General features: G+C 37.8%; 46 protein-coding genes. 7 read left to right on the forward strand and 39 right to left on the reverse strand.

Annotation, left to right across the window (positions count from 1 at the left end):
- Positions 1–156 precede the first annotated feature (156 nt).
- The 4 genes from E6C50_RS12300 to E6C50_RS12315 are packed head-to-tail and all read left to right on the forward strand — an operon-like array spanning position 157 to position 7,752.
- Positions 157–1,314 (forward strand): HlyD family secretion protein, encoded by a 1,158-nt coding sequence (locus E6C50_RS12300; protein WP_136403527.1) that lies wholly within the window; start codon positions 157–159, stop codon positions 1,312–1,314.
- Positions 1,307–3,466: a peptidase domain-containing ABC transporter gene (locus E6C50_RS12305; protein ID WP_136403528.1), complete on the forward strand. Its 2,160-nt coding sequence runs from the start codon at positions 1,307–1,309 to the stop codon at positions 3,464–3,466. The genes E6C50_RS12300 and E6C50_RS12305 overlap by 8 nt, the downstream gene beginning before the upstream one ends.
- A 20-nt stretch (positions 3,467–3,486) precedes the next feature.
- Positions 3,487–6,660 (forward strand): lantibiotic dehydratase, encoded by a 3,174-nt coding sequence (locus E6C50_RS12310; protein WP_136403529.1) that lies wholly within the window; start codon positions 3,487–3,489, stop codon positions 6,658–6,660.
- Positions 6,661–6,663: 3 nt separating this feature from the next.
- Positions 6,664–7,752: a quinone oxidoreductase family protein gene (locus E6C50_RS12315; RefSeq protein ID WP_136403530.1), complete on the forward strand. Its 1,089-nt coding sequence runs from the start codon at positions 6,664–6,666 to the stop codon at positions 7,750–7,752.
- A gap of 179 nt (positions 7,753–7,931) precedes the next feature.
- On the opposite strand, the gene E6C50_RS12320 is transcribed toward E6C50_RS12315, so the two are convergent.
- From E6C50_RS12320 to E6C50_RS12440, 39 genes are all read right to left on the reverse strand, one after another.
- Complete coding sequence (locus tag E6C50_RS12320; RefSeq protein WP_136403531.1) at positions 7,932–8,129, reverse strand: class I lanthipeptide; 198 nt, start codon at positions 8,127–8,129, stop codon at positions 7,932–7,934.
- 594 nt (positions 8,130–8,723) lie between these two features.
- Complete coding sequence (locus E6C50_RS12325; RefSeq protein ID WP_136403532.1) at positions 8,724–9,401, reverse strand: helix-turn-helix domain-containing protein; 678 nt, start codon at positions 9,399–9,401, stop codon at positions 8,724–8,726.
- A 326-nt stretch (positions 9,402–9,727) separates the two neighbouring features.
- Positions 9,728–9,877, reverse strand: a complete 150-nt coding sequence (locus E6C50_RS17670) for a hypothetical protein (protein WP_168732799.1) — start codon at positions 9,875–9,877, stop codon at positions 9,728–9,730.
- Between the two features lie 23 nt (positions 9,878–9,900).
- The gene (locus E6C50_RS12330; protein ID WP_136403533.1) at positions 9,901–10,062 is read right to left on the reverse strand and encodes a class IIb bacteriocin, lactobin A/cerein 7B family; all 162 of its coding nucleotides are present in this window, start codon (positions 10,060–10,062) and stop codon (positions 9,901–9,903) included.
- A gap of 28 nt (positions 10,063–10,090) precedes the next feature.
- The gene (locus tag E6C50_RS12335) at positions 10,091–10,252 is read right to left on the reverse strand and encodes a class IIb bacteriocin, lactobin A/cerein 7B family (protein WP_136403533.1); all 162 of its coding nucleotides are present in this window, start codon (positions 10,250–10,252) and stop codon (positions 10,091–10,093) included.
- 28 nt (positions 10,253–10,280) lie between these two features.
- Entirely contained in the window at positions 10,281–10,442 is a 162-nt protein-coding gene (locus E6C50_RS12340) for a class IIb bacteriocin, lactobin A/cerein 7B family (RefSeq protein WP_136403534.1), read from the reverse strand.
- Between the two features lie 28 nt (positions 10,443–10,470).
- Complete coding sequence (locus E6C50_RS12345; RefSeq protein WP_136403533.1) at positions 10,471–10,632, reverse strand: class IIb bacteriocin, lactobin A/cerein 7B family; 162 nt, start codon at positions 10,630–10,632, stop codon at positions 10,471–10,473.
- A gap of 26 nt (positions 10,633–10,658) precedes the next feature.
- A complete protein-coding gene (locus tag E6C50_RS12350) occupies positions 10,659–10,820 on the reverse strand; it encodes a class IIb bacteriocin, lactobin A/cerein 7B family (protein WP_136403534.1) in 162 nt (53 codons plus the stop codon).
- 28 nt (positions 10,821–10,848) lie between these two features.
- Positions 10,849–11,010: a class IIb bacteriocin, lactobin A/cerein 7B family gene (locus E6C50_RS12355; RefSeq protein WP_136403533.1), complete on the reverse strand. Its 162-nt coding sequence runs from the start codon at positions 11,008–11,010 to the stop codon at positions 10,849–10,851.
- Positions 11,011–11,036: 26 nt separating this feature from the next.
- On the reverse strand, positions 11,037–11,198 hold the full coding sequence (locus tag E6C50_RS12360; protein ID WP_136403533.1) for a class IIb bacteriocin, lactobin A/cerein 7B family: 162 nt from the start codon (positions 11,196–11,198) through the stop codon (positions 11,037–11,039).
- 26 nt (positions 11,199–11,224) lie between these two features.
- Complete coding sequence (locus E6C50_RS12365) at positions 11,225–11,386, reverse strand: class IIb bacteriocin, lactobin A/cerein 7B family (RefSeq protein WP_136403533.1); 162 nt, start codon at positions 11,384–11,386, stop codon at positions 11,225–11,227.
- Between the two features lie 26 nt (positions 11,387–11,412).
- Positions 11,413–11,574, reverse strand: a complete 162-nt coding sequence (locus tag E6C50_RS12370; RefSeq protein ID WP_136403533.1) for a class IIb bacteriocin, lactobin A/cerein 7B family — start codon at positions 11,572–11,574, stop codon at positions 11,413–11,415.
- Positions 11,575–11,602: 28 nt separating this feature from the next.
- Entirely contained in the window at positions 11,603–11,764 is a 162-nt protein-coding gene (locus tag E6C50_RS12375) for a class IIb bacteriocin, lactobin A/cerein 7B family (RefSeq protein WP_136403535.1), read from the reverse strand.
- A 27-nt stretch (positions 11,765–11,791) separates the two neighbouring features.
- On the reverse strand, positions 11,792–11,953 hold the full coding sequence (locus tag E6C50_RS12380; RefSeq protein WP_136403533.1) for a class IIb bacteriocin, lactobin A/cerein 7B family: 162 nt from the start codon (positions 11,951–11,953) through the stop codon (positions 11,792–11,794).
- 28 nt (positions 11,954–11,981) lie between these two features.
- Entirely contained in the window at positions 11,982–12,143 is a 162-nt protein-coding gene (locus tag E6C50_RS12385) for a class IIb bacteriocin, lactobin A/cerein 7B family (protein WP_136403536.1), read from the reverse strand.
- A 26-nt stretch (positions 12,144–12,169) separates the two neighbouring features.
- Positions 12,170–12,331, reverse strand: coding sequence for a class IIb bacteriocin, lactobin A/cerein 7B family (locus E6C50_RS12390; RefSeq protein ID WP_136403534.1), 162 nt, complete (start codon positions 12,329–12,331; stop codon positions 12,170–12,172).
- Between the two features lie 26 nt (positions 12,332–12,357).
- Positions 12,358–12,519, reverse strand: coding sequence for a class IIb bacteriocin, lactobin A/cerein 7B family (locus tag E6C50_RS12395; RefSeq protein ID WP_136403534.1), 162 nt, complete (start codon positions 12,517–12,519; stop codon positions 12,358–12,360).
- Between the two features lie 26 nt (positions 12,520–12,545).
- On the reverse strand, positions 12,546–12,707 hold the full coding sequence (locus tag E6C50_RS12400) for a class IIb bacteriocin, lactobin A/cerein 7B family (protein ID WP_136403534.1): 162 nt from the start codon (positions 12,705–12,707) through the stop codon (positions 12,546–12,548).
- A gap of 26 nt (positions 12,708–12,733) precedes the next feature.
- A complete protein-coding gene (locus E6C50_RS17675; protein ID WP_168732800.1) occupies positions 12,734–12,901 on the reverse strand; it encodes a class I lanthipeptide in 168 nt (55 codons plus the stop codon).
- A 24-nt stretch (positions 12,902–12,925) separates the two neighbouring features.
- On the reverse strand, positions 12,926–13,111 hold the full coding sequence (locus tag E6C50_RS12405; protein WP_136403538.1) for a hypothetical protein: 186 nt from the start codon (positions 13,109–13,111) through the stop codon (positions 12,926–12,928).
- Between the two features lie 22 nt (positions 13,112–13,133).
- The gene (locus tag E6C50_RS17680) at positions 13,134–13,289 is read right to left on the reverse strand and encodes a class I lanthipeptide (RefSeq protein ID WP_168732801.1); all 156 of its coding nucleotides are present in this window, start codon (positions 13,287–13,289) and stop codon (positions 13,134–13,136) included.
- Positions 13,290–13,313: 24 nt separating this feature from the next.
- Positions 13,314–13,478: a class I lanthipeptide gene (locus E6C50_RS17685; RefSeq protein WP_168732802.1), complete on the reverse strand. Its 165-nt coding sequence runs from the start codon at positions 13,476–13,478 to the stop codon at positions 13,314–13,316.
- 266 nt (positions 13,479–13,744) lie between these two features.
- A complete protein-coding gene (locus E6C50_RS17690) occupies positions 13,745–13,900 on the reverse strand; it encodes a class I lanthipeptide (protein ID WP_168732803.1) in 156 nt (51 codons plus the stop codon).
- A complete protein-coding gene (locus E6C50_RS12410) occupies positions 13,897–14,121 on the reverse strand; it encodes a hypothetical protein (RefSeq protein ID WP_136403539.1) in 225 nt (74 codons plus the stop codon). The genes E6C50_RS17690 and E6C50_RS12410 overlap by 4 nt, the downstream gene beginning before the upstream one ends.
- Before the next feature lie 94 nt (positions 14,122–14,215).
- On the reverse strand, positions 14,216–14,392 hold the full coding sequence (locus tag E6C50_RS17695; protein WP_168732804.1) for a class I lanthipeptide: 177 nt from the start codon (positions 14,390–14,392) through the stop codon (positions 14,216–14,218).
- Positions 14,393–14,414: 22 nt separating this feature from the next.
- The gene (locus tag E6C50_RS17700) at positions 14,415–14,579 is read right to left on the reverse strand and encodes a class I lanthipeptide (RefSeq protein ID WP_168732805.1); all 165 of its coding nucleotides are present in this window, start codon (positions 14,577–14,579) and stop codon (positions 14,415–14,417) included.
- Positions 14,580–14,706: 127 nt separating this feature from the next.
- Entirely contained in the window at positions 14,707–14,946 is a 240-nt protein-coding gene (locus E6C50_RS17705) for a hypothetical protein (RefSeq protein ID WP_168732806.1), read from the reverse strand.
- The gene (locus E6C50_RS12415; RefSeq protein ID WP_136403540.1) at positions 14,895–15,077 is read right to left on the reverse strand and encodes a class I lanthipeptide; all 183 of its coding nucleotides are present in this window, start codon (positions 15,075–15,077) and stop codon (positions 14,895–14,897) included. Before E6C50_RS12415 ends, E6C50_RS17705 begins: the two co-directional genes overlap by 52 nt.
- Before the next feature lie 12 nt (positions 15,078–15,089).
- The gene (locus tag E6C50_RS17710; protein WP_168732807.1) at positions 15,090–15,254 is read right to left on the reverse strand and encodes a class I lanthipeptide; all 165 of its coding nucleotides are present in this window, start codon (positions 15,252–15,254) and stop codon (positions 15,090–15,092) included.
- Between the two features lie 10 nt (positions 15,255–15,264).
- A complete protein-coding gene (locus E6C50_RS17715) occupies positions 15,265–15,435 on the reverse strand; it encodes a class I lanthipeptide (protein ID WP_168732808.1) in 171 nt (56 codons plus the stop codon).
- A 293-nt stretch (positions 15,436–15,728) separates the two neighbouring features.
- On the reverse strand, positions 15,729–15,893 hold the full coding sequence (locus tag E6C50_RS17720; RefSeq protein WP_168732809.1) for a class I lanthipeptide: 165 nt from the start codon (positions 15,891–15,893) through the stop codon (positions 15,729–15,731).
- 12 nt (positions 15,894–15,905) lie between these two features.
- Positions 15,906–16,067, reverse strand: a complete 162-nt coding sequence (locus E6C50_RS17725) for a hypothetical protein (protein WP_168732810.1) — start codon at positions 16,065–16,067, stop codon at positions 15,906–15,908.
- A 49-nt stretch (positions 16,068–16,116) separates the two neighbouring features.
- Positions 16,117–16,272: a hypothetical protein gene (locus tag E6C50_RS17730; RefSeq protein WP_168732811.1), complete on the reverse strand. Its 156-nt coding sequence runs from the start codon at positions 16,270–16,272 to the stop codon at positions 16,117–16,119.
- A 75-nt stretch (positions 16,273–16,347) separates the two neighbouring features.
- Entirely contained in the window at positions 16,348–16,503 is a 156-nt protein-coding gene (locus E6C50_RS17735) for a hypothetical protein (protein WP_168732812.1), read from the reverse strand.
- Between the two features lie 121 nt (positions 16,504–16,624).
- Positions 16,625–16,801 (reverse strand): hypothetical protein, encoded by a 177-nt coding sequence (locus tag E6C50_RS17740; RefSeq protein WP_168732813.1) that lies wholly within the window; start codon positions 16,799–16,801, stop codon positions 16,625–16,627.
- An 11-nt stretch (positions 16,802–16,812) separates the two neighbouring features.
- Positions 16,813–16,971: a class I lanthipeptide gene (locus tag E6C50_RS12420; protein ID WP_168732814.1), complete on the reverse strand. Its 159-nt coding sequence runs from the start codon at positions 16,969–16,971 to the stop codon at positions 16,813–16,815.
- Between the two features lie 100 nt (positions 16,972–17,071).
- On the reverse strand, positions 17,072–17,257 hold the full coding sequence (locus E6C50_RS12425; RefSeq protein WP_136403542.1) for a class I lanthipeptide: 186 nt from the start codon (positions 17,255–17,257) through the stop codon (positions 17,072–17,074).
- Positions 17,258–17,321: 64 nt separating this feature from the next.
- Positions 17,322–17,522: a hypothetical protein gene (locus tag E6C50_RS12430; protein WP_136403543.1), complete on the reverse strand. Its 201-nt coding sequence runs from the start codon at positions 17,520–17,522 to the stop codon at positions 17,322–17,324.
- Between the two features lie 871 nt (positions 17,523–18,393).
- A complete protein-coding gene (locus E6C50_RS12440; protein WP_136403545.1) occupies positions 18,394–20,250 on the reverse strand; it encodes a helix-turn-helix domain-containing protein in 1,857 nt (618 codons plus the stop codon).
- 482 nt (positions 20,251–20,732) lie between these two features.
- Here E6C50_RS12440 and hemB point away from each other — a divergent pair, with 482 nt between their 5' ends.
- The 3 genes from hemB to E6C50_RS12455 all read left to right on the forward strand — a co-directional run bounded on the left by hemB (position 20,733) and on the right by E6C50_RS12455 (position 22,656).
- Positions 20,733–21,707, forward strand: a complete 975-nt coding sequence (gene hemB / locus E6C50_RS12445; RefSeq protein WP_136403546.1) for a porphobilinogen synthase — start codon at positions 20,733–20,735, stop codon at positions 21,705–21,707.
- 4 nt (positions 21,708–21,711) lie between these two features.
- A complete protein-coding gene (locus tag E6C50_RS12450) occupies positions 21,712–22,101 on the forward strand; it encodes a c-type cytochrome (protein WP_136403547.1) in 390 nt (129 codons plus the stop codon).
- A gap of 84 nt (positions 22,102–22,185) precedes the next feature.
- Entirely contained in the window at positions 22,186–22,656 is a 471-nt protein-coding gene (locus tag E6C50_RS12455; protein WP_136403548.1) for a methylated-DNA--[protein]-cysteine S-methyltransferase, read from the forward strand.
- Positions 22,657–22,715 lie beyond the last annotated feature (59 nt).

The raw sequence follows: 22,715 nt of genomic DNA on the forward strand, positions 1-22,715 counted from the left end.
ACCTTAAAAACCAGTCATTTTTTATAAATTTCGGGTTCCTTCACTTGTGTACGCTATATATTATTCGTTGTTTTGGATCAAAACCCACACGATTATGAACACTGAATTTTTTAAGCGAAAAGGTCAGTTAAGTCCAACTCAAAACTTAATAGCGCTATGAACGACCAAAACATTTTTCCGGAGGATATTCTAAAAAGTACCGTAGAATATCATATTGCAAAACACAACAAAAAAACCAACATTATTTTCTGGGCCATTTTTGTTACCCTGTTTAGTATCATTATTGCCACTCCTTTTATCTATGTCGATTTGTATACGACAAGCCGTGGGCAAATTATTCCACAGGAGAAAAAAGCAGCCTTATATGCTCCGGCTAGCGGGCGCGTGGTCTTTTCCCGACTGGAAGAAAATAAAAAAGTACAGGTCGGTGATACCTTACTTGTAATTGATCACAAAATAATTGAAGAAAAAGGGCGCCTAAATAATGTACAAACCAGCGAGTACCGAGATTATATCACGGATCTACGTCACCTTTTAAAAAGGAATTACGGCGCACTGAAGACCGAACAATACAAAAAAGAATACCTGAAACACGAACAGGAGCTGTACAATATTGATGTTGTGATCAAAACTTCACAAGCCGAATTCGACCGTGCCGATCGTTTGTATAACAAACAAATTATTGCCAAAGCCGAATATGAAAAAACGCTGTTGGAATTAAACAAATTGAAAAATGACCGGGTAAACATCATCAAACAGGCTGAATTAGGTTGGCAAAAACAACTAACCGATTATGTACAGTCTGTTACCAATATCCACTCGAATTCCAATCAGTTACGCGAAGAAGAAAAAACATATGTCCTGATCGCTCCAATTAGCGGGGAATTACTAAACGTACAGGGAATCACTAAAGGAAGTACCGTAACACCCGGGAATGTGATTGCCGAAATCTCACCCGATAAAGATATTATCGTGGAAACCTATGTATCGCCTTCGGACATCGGATTTATCAAAGAAGGAGAAAACGTAAAATACCAGATTGATGCCTACAACTCCAATCAATGGGGATTTGCAACCGGAGAAATTATTGATGTCGGAAAAGACGTGGTTTTTATAAGCGATACTCCGGTATATAAGATCAGAAGCTCGATTGCTAAAAAAAGTTTGTATCTGAAAAACGGTTCGGAAGGAAAACTAAAAAAAGGAATGACACTAACCAGTCGTTTTTTTCTGACCAAGAGAAGTATGTTCCAGCTATTATTTGATGAAATTGAAGATTGGTTAAACCCTTATAACAGCATTAAAAATGAGTAAGATTGCTATAAAACAACACGATTTCAGTGACTGTGGCGCCACTTGTCTGGCATCAGTTGCCGAACACTATAACCTGAGTCTGCCAATCGCTCGTATCCGACAATACGCCAGTACGAGTCAAAAAGGAACTACCCTTTTGGGATTACGCGAAGCAGCTATTAAATTGGGGTTTCTTGCAAAAGGAGTAAAAGCTTCTTTCGACAGTATCAAAGACATTCCGCTTCCGGCGATTGCGCATGTGATCATTAAACATGAAGAACACGAATTTCCACATTATGTAGTGATTTACAAAGTAACCGATAAGTATATCCAGATCATGGATCCGGCTTCTGGAAAAATTGAAAGAAAATCACACGGGGAATTCAAGGAAATGTCCACCGAATATTTTCTGATCCTGATTCCGGATGAAGATATTTTTAAGGAACGAAACGAAAAAATTTCAAACCTAAAACGCATTACGTTCTTATTAAAACCACATAAATACATCCTGATTCAGGCATTTATCGGCGCGGTCATCTACACTTTACTCGGGTTTTCGATGTCTATCTACGTAGAGAAAATTACCGATTTCGTATTGGTTAGCGGTAACAAAAGTCTGTTAAACCTGATGAGTGTTATCGTTTTAGGCTGCATCCTGTTGCAATTTACGTTTGGTGCATTAAAGGATTTTTTCCTGCTTAAAACGAGCCAGCAACTGGATTCCCGCTTAATTCTGGGGTATTACAAGCATTTGTTCACCATGCCGCAAAAGTTCTTCGACACGATGCGTATCGGTGAAATCATGTCCCGGATTGGTGATGCCGTTAAAATTCGTTTGTTGATCAACGAAACAGCGCTAAGTGTATCGGTAAATATCCTGATCGTGATTTTCTCTTTTATCTTTATGTATACCTATTACTGGAAATTGGCCTTGATTGTTTCCCTGATTATTCCGGTTTATGTGATCATATATTTTATCGTCAACAATCTGAATAAAAAAGCAGAACGTCAGGTGATGGAAAAAAACGCTATGTTGGAAGCACAATTAGTCGAGTCCATTAAAAATATCGGAACGATAAAGCGGTTATCGTTGGAAGATTTCTCTAAAAATAAAACGGAATTGCGTTTTATCGATCTTCTAAAAAGTATTTACACTTCCGGTATTAACAGTATTTTTTCCAGGGTCTCAACCGAGTTTGTATCGCGCATTTTTACTGTGATTTTGTTATGGGCCGGGACGCATTATGCTATCGACGGACAAATTACCCCGGGAGAATTGTTCTCGTTCTATTCGGTAATCGGCTATTTTACAGGTCCGGCTTCGCAGTTAATCGGAACCAATGTTCAGATTCAGAATGCCATGATTGCAGCCGATCGTTTATTTGGTATCATGGATTTAGATACGGAAAAAACGGAAGCAACCATCAACCTCAACAAAAATAATCTGGGGGATATCGAATTCAAAAATGTGGATTTCTCCTATGAAATCGGAAGAAGTACCTTTAAAGAACTGAATCTGAAAATCCAAAAAGGAAAATTCACCGCAATCGTCGGAGAAAGCGGAAGCGGAAAAAGTACGATTGCTTCTCTTATTCAGAATATTTATCATCCAACCGACGGGAAGATTTCGGTAGGAAATTACGATCTGAAATATATTGCAAAAGACAGTATCAATAAATTGATCACTACCGTACCACAGAATGTGGAACTTTTTGACGGTTCGATTATCTCAAATATCGCGATTGGTGATCAAAATCCAGATATGGAACGCATTATTGAAGTGAGTAAAAAAGTAGGGGCCTACGATTTTATCGAATCGTTACCAAACGGATTTGATACCTATCTGGGGGAGTTCGGAGCCAATTTATCCGGTGGAGAACGCCAGCGTATTGCTTTCGCAAGAGCATTATACAAAGATCCGGAAGTGATCATCCTGGACGAAGCCACATCGGCTCTGGATTCGGAATCGGAACTGGTTATCAAACGTTTAATTGATGATTTATCCAAACAGGGAAAAACAATTATTGTGATCGCACATAAACTACATTCCATAAAAAATGCCGATATTATCATGGCGTTTAAAAAAGGGGAACTGATCGAAAACGGAACCCACGACGATTTACTAAACCAAAAAGGCTACTACTACAAAATGTGGCAAAACAATTTAAACTAAAAACCCAAACCAACTATAGTATGAAAAATTATTCTTTTGCTAATAAAGCTATCGTTAGAACGCCTCTTGAGCCGAAAAAAATGGATATCACCTGGGAAATGATCCAGGATGTTTTTAAAAACCCTAAAAACCGTGAGGCTTTGTTTATCGGATCTCCGAGTATTTACAAAGCGCTGGAATTATGGGAAAAAGGAGAAGCTTTCCAGGAGGAAAGCGATCTGAAAAACCTGAAAGGTTCGCTTTATAAATATACGTCCAGAATGTCAAACCGCTGTACGCCTTTCGGTATGTTTGCCCATGTTTCGGCTATCGATATGGGACCGGAAACCAAAATTGATTTCGAAAACGCAACCATCAGTCGTTTTACCAAATACGACATGTACTTTTTGGGTAGTTTTATGCCGGTGATCACCAAAGATAATGCGATCCGAAATGTCCTGAAATATTTCCCGAACAATTCTATCTATACGGTTTTCGACAAATACCGTTATGTGGAATACTATTTTAAAAAGAATGCACGACTTCATAAAATCTCGGAAGTTATGGCTACCGAATATCTGGATGTGATCCTGAAAAATGCAACGAATGGCGCCACTATTTCCGAACTCGCTCAATATCTTATTTCGGACGACATTACCGAAAAAGATGCGGTTGCCTTTATCAATACCATTATCGACAGCCAGTTTTTGGTGAGTGAACTGGAATTTACATTAACTGGTGCGGATTATTTCGAAAAACTGATCGCTATATTTAATGAGGATCGTTTTAATTTCCACGAAGCACAAGTGATCCGCGAGCTGATCGTAAACTTAAAAGAAAAAATCAGCACGCTGGATGAAAAGGTATTTAACGATCCTGAAAAATATCAGGAAATTTATAGCTTGTTGAATCAGGAACTGGACGAAGTGGACGAATCTAAATTATTCCAGGTGGACGGTTACCGAAACCTGCCGAATGCCAGTCTGAGTAATAAAGTGCTTAAAAAGCTGCGCAACGGTGTAACCGCTTTAAACAAATTGCAACCGGTACACGAAAAAGGAAACCTAAAAGAATTCAAACGTAAATTCTCGGAGCGATACGAAGAATACGAACAACCACTGATCAAGGTATTAGATCCGGATGTGGGAATCGGTTACGGAAAACAATCCGGTGCCAAAACACCATTGGTTGACGAATTAAATATTATTCCGAACTATTCGAATCAGAAACAAGTGAATCTAAGCCCGGAACGCGCTTTCTTATTCCGAAAACTGATTCAGGCAACGCAATCCGGAACCAAAACCATCGCTTTAACCGATGAGGAAATCAACCAGTTTGACGAAAAAGAACGTTTGTACCCGGATAGCTTCTCGGTTTTCTTTAATATGTTCCACGAAAACAACGAAGAGAAAATTGCCTTGTCCTATGTTAGCGGTCCTTCGGCTAATGGGCTTATCGGGCGTTTCGGTCACCTGAACGAAAATATTATGAACCTGTGTAACGAGATTTCCGAAAAAGAAAAGGCGTTACATCCGGATAAAATTATTGCCGAAATTATTCACTTACCACAAGCCAGAACGGGGAATATCCTGTACCGCGGTTTCCAGAGAGACTATGAAATTCCGTATCTGGGTAGTTCTTCTTTGGATCTTGATCATCAGATATTGGTCGACGATCTATATGTGTCGGTAAAAAACAACCGTATCATCCTGCGTTCGAAAAGACTGGGTAAAGAGGTTATTCCCCGCCTTGGAAATGCACATAACTTTAGCGCGAATGCTTTACCGATTTATCACTTCCTTTGTGATCTGCAAAATCAGGAGTCTTCCGGAATGGGTTTCTCATGGGGTGATCTTCAAAACGATTTTGACTTTCTTCCAAGGTTGTCTTATAACGATATTATCTTATCGAGAGCGACCTGGAATTTGTCTGAAAAGGACATTAAATTCATTACAGGTTTAAAAGAGGAAAACGTGATCGAATCGGTGCGTGCTTTCCAACGCGAACGTCAAATTCCGGATGTGGTTGCTTTTGTACAGGGCGATAACGAAGTGGTGGTAAACTTTGCCAACGATTTAAGCTGCAAAGTATTTGCCCTGATGTTAAAAGGGGAACGTTTTATTCAATTAAAAGAGTTCTTGTTTAAAGACGATACCGTTACCGAAAACTATTGCAATGAGTTTATTGTTTCGGCCTACCGAAATGCGGAAGTGAAAAAAGAATCCAACAACAAGCACACCGAAGTCGTATCGGCCTATAAAACCAAATCGTTTGCAGAAGGTACTCCAAATGAGATTACTGCTATTCCATCGTTCTCAATCGGTGAAGAATGGTTGTACTATAAATTCTATTGTGGTGAAAGAGCCGGTGAAGAACTTTTAAATCGCGCCATCAATCCTATTGTTGCTGAACTGGAAGCTAAAAACCTGATTCAAAAATGGTTTTTTATCCGCTATCATGACGCTTTAGGTCATCACTTACGCTTTCGCGTATTGTTAAACGACAAGCAACATTTTACGGAATGCATCAATACTATTAAAAAACACGTTCAACCGTTTGAAAAGAACAATATCATCTGGAAAACCCAAACGGATACCTATCTGAGAGAATTACAACGTTACGGTCATCTGGCGATTGCCGAAACCGAAAGTTTATTCCATTACGACAGCGAATGTACGTTGCGATTCTCCGATATGATCGAAGGCGATCAGGGTGAGAAAATCCGTTGGAAATTCTGTTTACTGTCGATGCATTTCTTATTGGAAGACCTTGGTTTTAGCCTTAAAGATCGCGTGGAAATGCTTAAAGTAGCCAAAACGAGTTTCGGAAATGAGTTTAATCGTTCCGGTTCCGGCGATCTGAACAAACAGATCAACGAGATGTTTGCCAAAAACGAACGCGATATCGAATTGTTTATGGACGAGTCGTTAACGGATGCTATGTATGCACCGATATGGGATATCTTAAAGGAACGTTCGGCTAAAAACAGTACAATTTCACAACATCTTCAGGAACTGGCACGCGAACAAAAACTGCCTACTTCTTTCGGTTCTATTGCTTTAAGCTACCTGCATATGATCTGTAACCGGGTATTTATCGCAAAACAACGCGTTCACGAAATGGTGGTTTACGATTATCTGTATCGTTATTACAGCAAACAATTGTACACCTCGAAAGCTAAAAACACCGATTCCAAACAAGTTGAAATGCTATAATTTATGAGAGCCTTAGCTGTATTAAGTCCGTCATTATATGAAAAAACAGATGCCCGAAAAAGGCATCTGTTTGCTATCGATCAACATCAGATTCCACTTGGTTTTGTAACTGCCAATCCACCGGATTTTGATACAAACGCTACCACTACCGCCAATTATGTTTTGGTTCGTAAAACCAGTTTTTCACTGAACTACCGGGATCTGGGCATTATTGAACAAGCCTGGAAAAAGGTACGCGATATGGAACAGGAAACGTTTTATCCTATCGGATCGGATTTTTGCGGTATTGTTGAAGAAGTGGGTTCAAATGTAACCACTTTACAAGTGGGCGACAAAGTAATCGGGAATAACTTCTTCCCTTATCCGGAAGATAATGCGATGCCAGGAATCCCTTCCAATCATGCCAGTAGAGAGTTTGAAATTTATCATCACGGTAAACTGATGAAAGTTCCAGACGGAATACCGGAAGAACAGGCCGGAAGCATGAGTATCGGAGCGCAAACCGCGGCAGCGATGATTCGCAAAGCGAATATAAAGGACGGTGATGTGGTTTTGGTGACTTCGGTAACTTCCAATACGTCTTTTTTCTTTTTAAACCTTCTAAAGGATAAAAACTGTACGGTATACGGGTTGTCCTATTCCGGAAAAAATACGGATACCGTAAAACGTCATTTTCCGTTTATCAAGGAAATTTTTTCTTTTAAAGACATGGCGTTCCCGGATCATTTGTATTTTGATGTGGTACTGGACGCTTTTGCCGATACCTATTTAACGGCACTATGCAGTCGTTTAAACTTCAACGCACGCTATCTTACCTGCGGCATCTATAACCAGTCGACTGAAAAAATGAAAACGGCTGAAAAAATAAATCTTACTACATTGATCGCCGATCTGATGTTCCGCAATGTGCAATTGATTGCCAACTGCCTCGGAACCGGTGAGGATCTTAAAAATGGCATTGATGGTTTTAAAAATGATACCCTGGTTATCGACCAGGTTTTTACCGACGAAAATGCCCTCACTTCATTTTTAGAAAAAACGTATAATTCGGAAGGAAACAAATTCGGGAAAGTTTCTTTTAAATATTCCTGATACGTTCCTCCTCCCTACTTCTTCAACCCCCATTAGTTGCTAATGGGGGTTTTCTTTGTTCTAAAAACCGATCCGAGATTTTGATAATACAGCAATACTATATCCTAAAAAACGTATTGCTATTGTTACTTTTATTGCTTTCTCCTGTGGTTTTTATTTTTACGTAGCTGTGGAATATCCTAGTGTCTCGTTACTGTATGATAATACTGGGCAGTAGGTTTTTTGTTATAGGTCATTTCCCAAAACCCGTGATTCAATTGCCATAAAGAACCTACTGAGAACGTTCCTCCGTTTACTTGTTGCAACTGATCCTCATGTAACATTACAATAGCTGTTTTATCGAAAACAAGCTTATTGTATGATTTATGCTTTTTCATTCTGATTATTGTATTTAAAATTATCCCTTACTCTTTTAAGGATTTTCAGGTTACTCCTGTATGGACATTACGCGCGCTGGTCCATTATACTGTAGTTATAAATGGATTCCGATCCATTTTAACCGTTTTAAGAACAGTACTGCTGATCGACTTTAAAGCCGGATCGTTTTTGTTTTAGGGGAAATGTTACAACTTGTCTGAATTATAAATAATTCATTATTTGTTTTTCTTTAAAGGGGAAGTATTTCTGTTTCATTTTATAATTTGAAACTACATTTTGCCACTTCGGGTATAGCTACCTAACGAGCATTGGGAAGGAAAATTTTTGTAGTGTTATTACTACTTTTTTTTCACGGTTACTACTTTTTAATTTGTGTGTTTTTGAAGTAGCTACTCATATTAAAAAATACTTTCGCTACACAAAAACCCATCCGTTGCTGTTTCGAAATGCCTTGATGCTATCGCTGCATCTCTCCTTCATCAACACAGCAAAGAAATGTCGATTTTTTGGTTTCCGCAAACGAACAAACCCTATTTTTATAAAAAACAGCTATATTTTAAAACCATTAAAACACTATATACCAGAACCTTAAATCAAATTATATCCTGTTTCTTTTTTTCTATTTTTCGGATATAAACAGCAGGCGAAATACCGGTTGCTTCTTTAAAATATTTCGAAAAAGAGTCCGGACTTTTATATCCGATCTCATCAGCTATCGCATTTATCGAATAAGCCCGAAGCCTTGAATTACTTTTTAATTCCGAAATGACATAATTAATTCGAAGCTCGTTAATATAATTGCTAAAGCTCTTCCCCAGTTCATTGTTTACAATTCTGGACAGGTAAGCGGTATTTGTTTTTAATTTTTTAGCAACCTTATGTAAGGTACAATCCTGTCGCAGAAAATATTTTTGTTGTTCCAGTTTTTTTAATTTCTCAAGTATGTCATTTATCCGTTCGTCCGTAATCGTAAATGTTGCCTCATCCGGAAAATTTTTTCGGCCATTGCTATTTTCAGAAATAAACAATCCGTTCTCCTGTTGTCCTTTTCTCAGTTCAAAATCATTAATCTTATTTAATAAAATCTGAAACTTTTCCTTATGCTCCTTTTCGCTTTTACTGTACCAGCAATAACAAAAAACCAAAATGATTAAGACAATAACCAACAGTATGCCCAATAAACAGAATATATATGTGGCTTCTAAAGTCGAAAAAAAAGTTGTTTTCAGAAACACCGTAAAACAAATGTTATTACTCTCAAATACTCCCATATTTAGCTTTCTTTAAGAAAACAAAAATAACCATTTGATTATCAGATACCTAAAAAACAATTCAACTTTAACAAGTAGCTTATAAACATCATTTTGTATAACATATGATATCTATTATGACTTATTTTCTATAAACTAAAATGGTTAAAAAGAAAATGAAAATAAACAACTTAAATACTTGTTTATAATGCTAAAAAAATATTTTTTAAATCGTTATAATAATCGCTCCTGACAAACAGAATCTACTCTTCTTTTATTGGCATTAAATCCAATAAAAAAGGCTATCTGTAATAGATAGCCTTTTTTACGTCTGCTGTAAAACTTATTCAGCCAGCAGGTAATAGGTTCATTACTCCTGAAGTATAAGGACACATATAAGGAGTGGTTCCACCATTCACATCGTGAAACGGATTGTCGTTTAATTTCGCTAATGCTCTTTTAGTAAAAACTAACCCGGTTTCGCTTTGTGTTTTCATAATTCTTTCGTTGTTGTCTTGAATTAGTCCAATGCTTTGTCGATTGCGATGCTCATTGTTAGGCCAATGATCACTCCTACACATACCGGAGTGGTTCCACCGTTTACATCGTTTAACTGGTTGTCGTTTAGTTCTACTAATGAACTTTTAGCGAAAGCTAATTTGTTGGAAGTTTGCGTTTTCATAATTTTTGTGTTTTTTGTTGGTTAAGGATTAGTCTAAAGCTTTGTCGATTGCGATGCTCATTGTTAGGCCAATGATCACTCCTACACATACCGGAGTGGTTCCACCGTTTACATCGTTTAATTGGTTGTCATTTAGTTCTACTAATGAACTTTTAGCGAAAGCTAATTTGTTGGAAGTTTGTGTTTTCATAATTTTTGTGTTTTTTGTTGGTTAAGGATTAGTCTAAAGCTTTGTCGATTGCAACATAAATTGAAAGGCCAATGATCACTCCTACACATACCGGAGTGGTTCCACCGTTTACATCGTTTAACTGGTTGTCGTTTAGTTCTACTAATGAACTTTTAGCGAAAGCTAATTTGTTGGAAGTTTGCGTTTTCATAATTTTTGTGTTTTTTGTTGGTTAAGGATTAGTCTAAAGCTTTGTCGATTGCGATGCTCATTGTTAGGCCAATGATCACTCCTACACATACCGGAGTGGTTCCACCGTTTACATCGTTTAATTGGTTGTCATTTAGTTCTACTAATGAACTTTTAGCGAAAGCTAATTTGTTGGAAGTTTGTGTTTTCATGTTTTTAAAGTTTTGTTGGTTAAAGATTAGTCTAAAGCTTTGTCAATTGCGACATAAATTGAAAGGCCAATGATCACTCCTACACATACCGGAGTAGTTCCACCGTTTACATCGTTTAACTGGTTGTCGTTTAGTTCTACTAATGAACTTTTAGCGAAAGCTAATTTGTTGGAAGTTTGTGTTTTCATAATTTTTGTGTTTTTTGTTGGTTAAAGATTAGTCTAAAGCTTTGTCGATTGCGATGCTCATTGTTAGCCCGATGATCACTCCTACACATACCGGAGTAGTTCCACCGTTTACATCGTTTAACTGGTTGTCGTTTAGTTCTACTAATGAACTTTTAGCAAAAGCTAATTTGTTGGAAGTTTGTGTTTTCATGTTTTTAAAGTTTTGTTGGTTAAAGATTAGTCTAAAGCTTTGTCAATTGCGATGCTCATTGTTAGGCCAATGATCACTCCTACACATACCGGAGTCGTCCCACCATTTACATCGTTTAACTGGTTGTCGTTTAGTTCTACTAATGAACTTTTAGCGAAAGCTAATTTGTTGGAAGTTTGTGTTTTCATGTTTTTAAAGTTTTGTTGGTTAAAGATTAGTCTAAAGCTTTGTCAATTGCGATGCTCATTGTTAGGCCAATGATCACTCCTACACATACCGGAGTCGTCCCACCATTTACATCGTTTAACTGGTTGTCGTTTAGTTCTACTAATGAACTTTTAGCGAAAGCTAATTTGTTGGAAGTTTGTGTTTTCATGTTTTTAAAGTTTTGTTGGTTAGAGATTAGTCTAAAGCTTTGTCAATTGCGATGCTCATTGTTAGGCCAATGATCACTCCTACACATACCGGAGTAGTTCCACCGTTTACATCGTTTAACTGGTTGTCGTTTAGTTCTACTAATGAACTTTTAGCGAAAGCTAATTTGTTGGAAGTTTGTGTTTTCATAATTTTTGTGTTTTTTGTTGGTTAAGGATTAGTCTAAAGCTTTGTCAATTGCGATGCTCATTGTTAGTCCAATGATCACTCCTACACATACCGGAGTGGTTCCACCGTTTACATCGTTTAATTGGTTGTCATTTAGTTCTACTAATGAACTTTTAGCGAAAGCTAATTTGTTGCAAGTTTGCGTTTTCATAATTTTTGTGTTTTTGTTGGTTAAGGATTAGTCTAAAGCTTTGTCAATTGCGATGCTCATTGTTAGGCCGATGATCACTCCTACACATACTGGAGTCGTTCCGCCGTTTACATCGTTTAATTGGTTGTCGTTTAGTTCTACTAATGAACTTTTAGCGAAGGCTAATTTGTTGGAAGTTTGCGTTTTCATAATTTTTGTGTTTTTTGTTGGTTAAAGATTAGTCTAAAGCTTTGTCGATTGCGATGCTCATTGTTAGTCCAATGATCACTCCTACACATACCGGAGTAGTTCCACCGTTTACATCGTTTAACTGGTTGTCGTTTAGTTCTACTAATGAACTTTTAGCGAAAGCTAATTTGTTGGTAGTTTGTGTTTTCATGTTTTTAAAGTTTTGTTGGTTAGAGATTAGTCTAAAGCTTTGTCAATTGCGACATAAATTGAAAGGCCAATGATCACTCCTACACATACCGGAGTGGTTCCACCGTTTACATCGTTTAACTGGTTGTCGTTTAGTTCTACTAATGAACTTTTAGCGAAGGCTAATTTGTTGGAAGTTTGTGTTTTCATGTTTTTAAAGTTTTGTTGGTTAGAGATTAGTCTAAAGCTTTGTCAATTGCGACATAAATTGAAAGGCCAATGATCACTCCTACACATACCGGAGTAGTTCCACCGTTTACATCGTTTAACTGGTTGTCGTTTAGTTCTACTAATGAACTTTTAGCGAAGGCTAATTTGTTGGAAGTTTGCGTTTTCATGTTTTTAAAGTTTTGTTGGTTAAAGATTAGTCTAAAGCTTTGTCGATTGCGACATAAATTGAAAGGCCAATGATCACTCCTACACATACCGGAGTGGTTCCACCGTTTACATCGTTTAATTGGTTGTCATTTAGTTCTACTAATGAACTTTTAGCGAAAGCTAATTTGTTGGAAGTTTGTGTTTTCATATTGTTTGATTTTTAAAGGTTAAGAATTAATTTACTGCTTGATCAGCCAATAAAGTAGTCGTAGAAGTAACCGTAAACAGTGTTGTTAAAATAAGAGGCGAGGTTCCACCTTTCACATCAATCATCTGACTGTTGTTTAATTCTACCAGGTCGTTTTTGGCAAAGGCCAGTTTGTTCGTGTTTTGTGTTTTCATCGTTGTTGTTTTTATCGTTAAGGCTTAATTTTTTTCCGCTTGATCAAATATTACAGAAGATGTGGCTGTAACAAGAGATGTGGATCCAACTATTGTCATCGCAATAATAGAGGTACCGGTACCACCTTGCACATGGAGCATCTGGTTACTGTTTAATTCTACCAGGTCGTTTTTGGCAAAGGCCAGTTTGTTGTGGTGTGTTGTTTTCATGGTTTTCGTTTTTGAGTATTACTTATTCCGCCATCATGGCTTCAATAACCACTATGGTTACTATGGCTAATGTTACTGTTGGTGTCGATCCGCCATTGATTTCCATTAAATGAGCATCGTTTAATTCGGTAACAGCGCTTTTGGCGAAAGCGAGTTTGTTGGTGTTTGGTGTTTTCATATTGTTGTTCTTTTTACGTTATACTTAATCCAGCATTTGCTCTACGGTATAGCCAACTGCTACGGATATAGCCACAGTGATCGCAACCGTTAATAGTGATCCTCCGTTTACATTTCTTAAATGATCATCGTTTAATTCGACGATCGCGCTTTTGGCAAAAGCCAATTTGTTGGTGTTTTGTGTTTTCATACTGTTGTTGTTTTTTAGGTTGTGAATAATCATACCGGTTCCGACGCAAGTAAACCGATGTTCACTTACCGCTGGTTTTCTCCGTTATGTCGTGTGATTTTTTCCGCTTAAAGTCCAGACGACTTTCTATTTTACTTACGACAAATCCGTCGTAATTCGTCATCGTAACGATTATGATCCGCTTTTTATGTCGTTGTAATGATCCTTGTTAAGAATCTTATTCCGAAAAAAGCAATCAATGGATCGTATCGGTTTTCCGGTTTTATTTATTGTGCTTCCAGATAAGTGGCTGCCAATATCGACACCGTTACAATAAGGGTTACTGTTATCGAACCACCATTTACAGTGTTCAATTGATCGTCATTTAATTCTACTACAGAATTTTTGGCAAAAGCCAATTTGTTGGTGTTTTGTGTTTTCATACTGTTGTTTTTTTAGGTTGTGAATAGTCATACCGGTTCCGACGCAAGTAAACCGATGTTCTCTTACCGCTGGTTTTCTCCGTTATGTCGTGTGATTTTTTCCGCTTAAAGTCCGGACGACTTTCTGTTTTACTTACGACAAATCCGTCGTTTACAATCGTTTGTACCGTAGCATACGCATCCCGAACAGGTTTCTCCGCCAACAATAGTCGATCCATCATTACCATTGATTCTGTCTGCAGGGTTTAATGCTGCTACCGAACTTTTTGCAAAAGGCTGTTTCGTGTACTGTGTTGTTTTCTTGAGATCGCCTTTTTATTCCTGAGCCACTACGGTATTCATCGTTCCCGTATAAACAATCGTATAAAAGATTGCCGAACCGGAACATACCGGGGTTGATCCGCCGTTGATATCGTGTAACTGACTGTTATTTAATTCCACTAAAGAATTTTTAGCAAAAGCAAGCTTTGTTGGTGTGTGTGTTGTTTTCATCTTTTTTTGTTTTTATATATATTTAATCCAGGTTTTTTCCTACTGTGTAACCTGCAGCTACAGATATAGCCACTACAATTGCACTAAGTAATAGAGATCCGCCATTTACATTGTTTAAATGATCATCGTTTAATTCCACGATGGCGTTTTTGGCAAAGGCCAGTTTGGTTGTGTTTTGTGTTTTCATACTGTTGTTGTTTTTAGGTTCTGAATAGCCATGCCAAGCCTGACGCAAGTAAACATTCGTTTCTTACCGCAGTTGTATCCGCTATGTATTGTGATTTTTTCCGCTTAATGTCCGGCCGACCTTGTATTTAGGCTACGGCAAATCCATCGCTTACAATTGTTTGCACCGGAAGGCATACGCATCCCGAACAGGTTTCCCCACCTACAATTGTCGATCCGCCGTTAATCGTTATGATATCTGCAGGATTTAATTCTGCTACCGAACTTTTGGCAAAAGCCAGTTTGTTATTGTGTGTTGTTTTTATAGTGCTTACGTTTAGGACTGTAGTTTCGTGATATTGCGAATCGGTCCCGGAACCAAAATACAATCACCACAAATCAATGTCGTTTGTTCGTTGATGGTGTCTCCTCCGCCGGCAATCTGGCGCATTGTGGATTGGTTTAATTCTGTAATATCACTTTTCTTAAAATGAAGCTTGTTTGGGTCTGCTTTTTTCATATTTCTTATTTTTTAGTTGTTGTCAAATTTTTCGGTAATCGTTTGTAAGGTCATCGTGATCAAAGTTGTACTCGATGGTGTCAGCGTTCCGCCGGCTATAGTAGCCATGGTTTGTTCGTTTAACTCGGTTATCGATCGCTTTTGAAACGTCAGTTGGTGGGTTGTTTCTTTTTTCATAGCTCCCGTTTTATAATAATGTCATGTCATTTTCGGTTCCCACGGTAAGAATCACCAGTGACGTTGTCCCGATAAAGGTTGTACTTCCGGTTCCTCCGGCAATCGCATTCATTTTTTGTTCGTTTAATTCAACCAGTGAATTTTTACGAAACATCAGTGCGTTATTGGTTTGCTGTTTCATGTTTCTTATTTTTTTGTTTATCCGTTTTCGTGACGATATAGCATACCGTCTGGTTATTTTCGATCCCCGAAACGACTGGCAAACAGGCAGATTTGGTCGGCGTTGCGCTGTTGCAACTTACAGTTCCCTTCTATCATCGGGTTATAAATGCCCGTTTGCTATGGTTCACGGATGATGCTGTTTTTTAATCTCCTGGCAGACATCTTTTCGATATCGCTATCGGATCCGATCAATAATGGCGCTTCTTTCTGATGAACGTTTTTTTTCGTTTTTATGAGATTACGTCGTTGCTTTTAGCGCACTACTTTATTGATAGCCGTATACATCGTTATCATTACTAATGATGTACCTCCTGCCATAGTTAATGTACCTCCGATAATGGTCGCCATTTTCGGTTCGTTTAATTCAACTAATGCTGTTTTATGGAATTCCAGCTTACTGATGGTTTTCTTTTTCATAGCTTTATTTTTTTAGTTGATCGCCATTCCGTTTTTAATGCGACTGGTAACCACTACACACTCGCCACATACGAAGGTTGTTGCTCCGCCATTTACCTGGTTCATCACTTCTAAATCCAATTCTACAACCGCATTCGATTGAAATGCAAGTTTATTTGTTGCTTGTGTTTTCATATGGTTTTACTTTTTGTTGTTAAATCGTGTTTGAATTCCGGACGTATTGTTAGTCCAGTGTATTTTCGATACGCGTGGTAATTACTACGCAGTCACCACAGATAAAGGTTGTCGCGCCGCCATTTACCTGGTTCATCACTTCTAAATCCAGTTCTGCAACCGCATTCGATTGAAATGCAAGTTTATTTGTTGCTTGTGTTTTCATATGGTTTTACTTTTTGTTGTTGTTAAATCTTCCGTGCAATGTTCCTGGAATTGTGTTGAAATTCCGGACGTATTGTTAGTCCAATGCCTTCTCGATACGGCTGGTAATTACCACGCAGTCACCACAGATAAAGGTTGTTGCGCCGCCAATTACCTGATGCATTGTTGTTACATCCAGTTCGGCAACTGCATTCGATTGGAATACCAATTTGTTTGTTACTTGTGTTTTCATACTACTGTATTTTTTCGTTTTGATTATGGATTGCTTCGTTATAGGTCATAATTATCCTGTTGCCAAACAGCTGCTACTGTTCACATTATAAATAATAGCTCTATAAAAAGAGGGGATTTACTTACTGCGCTTCGATCTGCATGATGGTTCCGATAACGGAGATACATACGCATCCAGTACAGGTTTCGCCGCCCATAATTGTACTACCGCCATTAATCGTTATCATTTCCGTAGCATTTAATTCTGCGATATCATTTTTTGCAAATAACAATCGGTTTGTTGTGTGTGTTGTTTTCATAAGGTTGTCGTTTATACCTGTGGTTTTATCATGTCTTTTAACTTATCACCGATATAGTTGATGATCGCATCCATAGAACCCCCATTTACGTTTTGTAACTGGTTGTCGTTTAGTTCTACTATTGCATTTTTTGCAAAATCAAGACGATTGTTGTGTTTTGTCGTTTTCATAAGGTTGCTTTTTGTGTTAAACATTGTTTTTTAGAAGAAAAACCGTTGCTTTTGTAGTGTTTTAACCGAATAGTACGGTTTTTCCTCTTTTGAAATTATATTAGAACTGTGCTTTAATTATTGTTCTGATTGGTCCCGGAACCGGAATACAATCACCACAGATAATGGTTGTTTGCTCTTCAACGATGGTTGTTCCACCACCTACTACGTTGCGCATTGCTGTTTGATCTAATTCTGCTACTGAACTTTTCTTAAAAGTAAGTAGGCTTTTGTTTTCTTTTTTCATGATTTAAAAATTAAGAGTTATTACAATTGGTTAAAATTTGTTTTTTACAGTGGTCAGACGCCCTTTATAGCGGTCCAGCCATCGGATTGAATTCGTTGGTATAGTGCCCTTTACTTGAGTTTACACAAAACGTGCAGCTCAATGGATTGTTTGTTAGCAGTACGTCTGTACCACCGCCACCGTTGATTCTTTTTAATTCTTCTCCGTTAAGTTCAGCCACGGAACTTTTATAGAAGAACAACATGTCAATTCTTTGATTTTTCATAATTCTCGTTTTATTTAGTTACTAGATATTCTGTTCAAAATACTTTTTGAATGCAATCTTAACCACGAGGAATCTGATCAATCGGTTATGGCTTTTTTTTAGGCTTTTTTGTAAAAATTCGGGTTACAGCCCTAAAAAATCGCTTCACCGAAGCATAAAATCGGGATTTTTGTACCGCTTCGTCATTTAATTCGACGATGGTGTGCTTTTTAAATCGCGACGGGTTGATCATTTTTTTCGTTTTAATGGTTTCTTTTAAATTTTCTGCTGCAACGCCCATTACAATGAAATCATTTCATTTCTGGAACGTCATTAATTTTTCAGTTTTCAATTGGCCTACATATGGTTTTGTTTAACCATTCGAACTGCGCAATACTGCCTGAATAAATTTGATTCATTCGGATCCGATATCTGTCGGTTCCTGAACATTGTACCCATTAAGGGCTTAAAATTTACCAACGAAAGAAGGGAGTGAGTGTGTCTTTAAAAAGGAGGGAACTTTTTGTATCAAAACTTGGCTTTAATAAATAAAAAGTTATCTTTGTAAAGATACTCCAACCTATAATTTGTTGGATTTCGTTTTGTAATTCATTCTATAAAACAGGGCCTTCCACGCTCTGTTTTATTTTTTATGCCTTTTGTGTTTTTTGAGTAGCTACTCATATTAAAAATACTTTCGCTACCTAAAAACCCATCCGTTAATGTTTTTAAAACGTTATGATCAAATCATTTCATTTCTCATTCATCAACAGGACAAAGTAAAGCTGTTTTTTTTTCTCCCACAAACAAACAATGCCTATTTTTATAAAAAAACAGGCATCTTTTAAGTTGTTATTATTTTGATTTTCAGGTAATTATAAAAAATATCATTTTATAATACACTTTCTTCTTTATGTTTCATTTCTTCTATTTTTTTGATGTAAATCGATGGTGTAATACCTGTTGCCGCCTTAAAATATTTGGTAAATGAGTCGGAACTTTTATAGCCAATCTCATCGGCAATCGAACTTACCGAGTACGCCCGTAACTTCGAATTGTTCTTTAATTCCAATATTACGTAGTTAATCCGAAGTTCATTAATATAGGTGCTAAAGCTTTTTCCAAGCTCATTATTCACAATCTTGGACAGATAGGCCGTATTGGTTTTTAATTTTTTGGCCACATTATGTAGCGTACAGTCTTGTCGGAGGAAGTATTTCTTTTCCTGAAGTTTTTCCAGTTTTTCCAATATATCATTTACCCGCTCATCTTTAATGATAAAGGTAGCATCGGTAGGCACAACATCCTGATGCGCAATCGTTTCGCTTTCTATATCAAATGTTTCAGACGATTCCAGAGGTTCTTCCAGTGGAACTTCTATTGCTCCGGATTCCGCTGTCTCAATAATGTCTTCTTCCTTGCTAATGGTTATGTTTGGAATAAGCTGACTTTCGAGGATGTCTTCTTTTGTCTTACTTTTTGTTGTCTTTTCCTGTTCTTCCAATAGCTTTTTAGCCTCAAAATCATTGATCTTCCCAATCAGGATCTCAAATTTCTCCTGGTTGACTCTTGCATTTCTCTTGCTTCGGAAGTAGAAAAAGCCTAAAAACCCGATTAACAGTAAAACAGCAACTATCAGTATGTTTTTTTGTTTTACCTCATCCGTCTTTTCCTGATCGATCTTTTCAATGTCGATTTTATGCAAATCTTCCAACGTTCCGATTTTCTTCGCTGATTTTTTGGAATTCTCATCGATAAACTTCTGATAATAAAAGTTGGATTGTCCAATGCTATCCACTGCTTTATAGTTCTCGGCCAGCAATTTGTAATAATCCGTCAGTTCCTCCGGTGCAAATTCCGATTTGTCCTGCTTGGATAATCCAGCCTTTAGTACCCGGTTCGATTCATTATACTGCTTCTGTTCGCTCCTTAAACCAGCCAAACTCAGCATTACCGTAGCTTCAATCCGTTTGTTTTTGATTTTAACCGCTTTTTGTAAGGCCTCATTCAAAACCGTTTCGGTGTCTTTGTAGTCTTTTTTCTTTAAAAAGCTCAATCCTTTTACGTTTAGGAAATAGACTTCCAGTTCTTTATCGTTTGCCGCTTTGCAATAGTCCAATCCCTTATTGATATAAATCATCGACGAATCCGGCTGGTTCATTTTCAGATAAGTCTTGGCTATTTTAAGTTCGAGAGAAGCGCGTTCTTGCTTGGAAACATCACTATTATTCAGATATTTTTTAAAAACCGCCAATGCTTCACCGTGTTTCCCGATTTCGTATTTGATATTCGCAATACTAATACTGATGCTCCGAACGCTATAGGAATCTTTTAATTTATTAGCCAGTTGAAGTGCTTCGTTGTACAATAATAAGGCCTGCTCAAAATTGTAGATCTGGTAGAGTAAACTCGCTTTGTTGATTTTAGCCCGTAAAACAAGATTCTGGTTATTCGCGCCATAGGCTTTGATAATCGCTTTGTCGCAAAAATAAAAAGCGCTATCGGTTTCCGATAACGTCATACATACATATCCTAAATAATTATAAGCGATAATCACATCGTTGTCCTCTTTTTGCTTTTCGCTAAGCGACAGGTAGCGGTGAATGTATTTTTTGGCCAGCGCCGGGTTACTGTAAATATATTTCTGAATAGAATCTTTTAACTGATTCTTTGTATCTGTTGCTAAAATCGATTGAAAACTCAATAGAAATGCACAAAGAAAAACTCTTTTTAGTAGGGAAAGCAACATATTTTAACAGGTTTTTGTATAACAAAAATAACATTTTTTTATTAAGAAAAATTTATTTATAACAAACTGATTCACAAATGTTTACAAAATTAAAAAACGGTATTTTTTTTATAAATTTAGGCATACTTCACTTTGATTATCAGGCATTTAGATCTAGTTTTGAATCAACAAATAAAAACCCACACACCATGAAAACTACAAAAAACAATTTACTTGCGTTCAAAAAAACATCAATTGTTGAACTATCAAAAAGCGACTGTTCTAAAATAAGAGGCGGAAACGATATTACCGATCCGGACCGAAGCGGAATCTACTCCTTACTGTGTCCGACCACTCACCCCACAAGACCGAATTAAAACACTGAGAGCCTCAATTGAGGCTCTTTTTTTTGCCCCTGTGTTAAACTTATTCTAATGCAATGACCGAAATCGCAAATGCCGTTTTAAATACCTAAATTTGCGACACACTAAAAACACGTTATTATGTTTCCATTACACAGAAATAGACGCCTCAGAACCAATGATGCTATCCGTTCGTTAGTTCGTGAAACCACATTAAGTCCGACTGATTTTATGTTCCCGATGTTTGTGGCAGAAGGAAAAGACGTTAGTATCGAAATTCCTTCAATGCCCGGTATCTACCGTCGTTCGCTGGATCTAACCGTTAAAGAAGTAAAAGAATTATGGAATCTGGGTATTAAAGCGGTCAATATCTATGTAAAAGTGAGCGATAACTTAAAAGACAATACCGGTAAGGAAGCCTGGAATAAAGACGGATTGATGCAACAAACGATCCGCGCGATTAAAGATGCCGTTCCGGGAATGATCGTAATGCCCGATGTAGCTCTGGATCCCTATTCCAGCTACGGACATGACGGAATTGTGGAAAACGGACAAATCTTAAACGATGCTACCGTGGATGCGCTTACCCGTATGAGTGTGAGCCATGCCGAAGCCGGTGCCGATTTTGTTGCGCCAAGCGATATGATGGACGGCCGTGTACTTGCGATTCGTAAAGCACTGGAAGAAAGTGGTTTCCACGATGTGGGAATTATGAGTTATAGTGCCAAATATGCTTCCTCTTTCTACGGCCCTTTCCGCGATGCCTTGGATAGCGCACCTGGATTTGGCGATAAAAAAACCTACCAGATGGACTATGCCAACCGTATCGAAGCCATTAAAGAAGCCTTACATGACGTGGAAGAAGGAGCCGATATCGTAATGGTAAAACCTGGAATTGCTTATCTTGACATTGTTCGGGAAATAAAAGACACCGTAAACGTTCCGGTTGCCGTATATCAGGTATCCGGAGAATATGCCATGGTAAAAGCCGCTGCCGAAAAAGGCTGGTTAGATCATGACAAAATCATGATGGAGCAGTTGCATTGCATCAAAAGAGCCGGAGCCAATATTATTTCAACTTATTTTGCGAAAGAAGCCGCTAAATTAATGCAGTAATCCCATGAAAAAGAGCATACTTATCCTGGCTTGCACAGTACTTTTAGCTGCTTGTAACAAAAAAGAAGAAAAAAAAGAAAGCCTGTATCCGGAAGTTAAAAAAACACAAGCCCAGTTAACACTGGAGTTGGGACAGGAAGTTTTCGATGGTAAAGGGATGTGCTATTCCTGTCATAAACCCGATCAGAAAGTGATTGGCCCCAGTATTGCCGAAATTGCCAAAATCTATAAAGAAAAAGGTGCCAGTATCGTTGATTTCCTAAAAGAAAAAGGAGAGCCTATTGTCGATCCGTCGCAATATTCCGTGATGAAAACCAATTTTGCCATTACCAAAAACCTTCCCGAAGAAGAATTGGTCGCTTTGGAAGCCTATATTTTGAGTCACGCAAAATAAAATAGCAAAAACCGGTTTTAAAACCGGTTTTTTTATGCAAGCTTTTGATTTGCAACCTAAAAACGAAACCGATATCTTTACGCCATGGACACTATTTTTATAAAAACACCCCTTGGAATCGCAAAAATAGAAGGCGATGCAAACGGTATTTCCGTTATATCGGTGCATCAGGACGGATTGGTTTCCGAAAGTATTCCGGAACATTTTCAGGAAGCTGTTTCCCAGCTAAACGAATATTTCGACGGACAACGAAAAGCGTTCACCTTTACACTCCATCCGAAGGGAACCGATTTCCAGCAAAAAGTGTGGCAGGCACTTTTGGAAATCCCCTACGGAAAAACCATGTCCTATCTCGAATTATCTAAAAAACTGGGCGATGTAAAAGCCATTCGGGCTGTGGCCGCTGCCAATGGTAAAAATCCGATTTGGATTGTGGTTCCCTGTCACAGGGTAATCGGTTCCGATGGTTCGCTAACTGGTTATGCCGGCGGATTATGGCGGAAACAATGGCTGTTGGAACACGAAAATCCGGTAAAACAGGAAAGCCTTTTTTAAATCCTTCCGAAACCGAAAAAAATCCGATAATTTCCTTACATTCGTAAGATACGTTACAA

Source organism: Flavobacterium supellecticarium (assembly GCF_004801375.1).
GTDB classification, from domain to species: Bacteria; Bacteroidota; Bacteroidia; order Flavobacteriales; family Flavobacteriaceae; genus Flavobacterium; species Flavobacterium supellecticarium.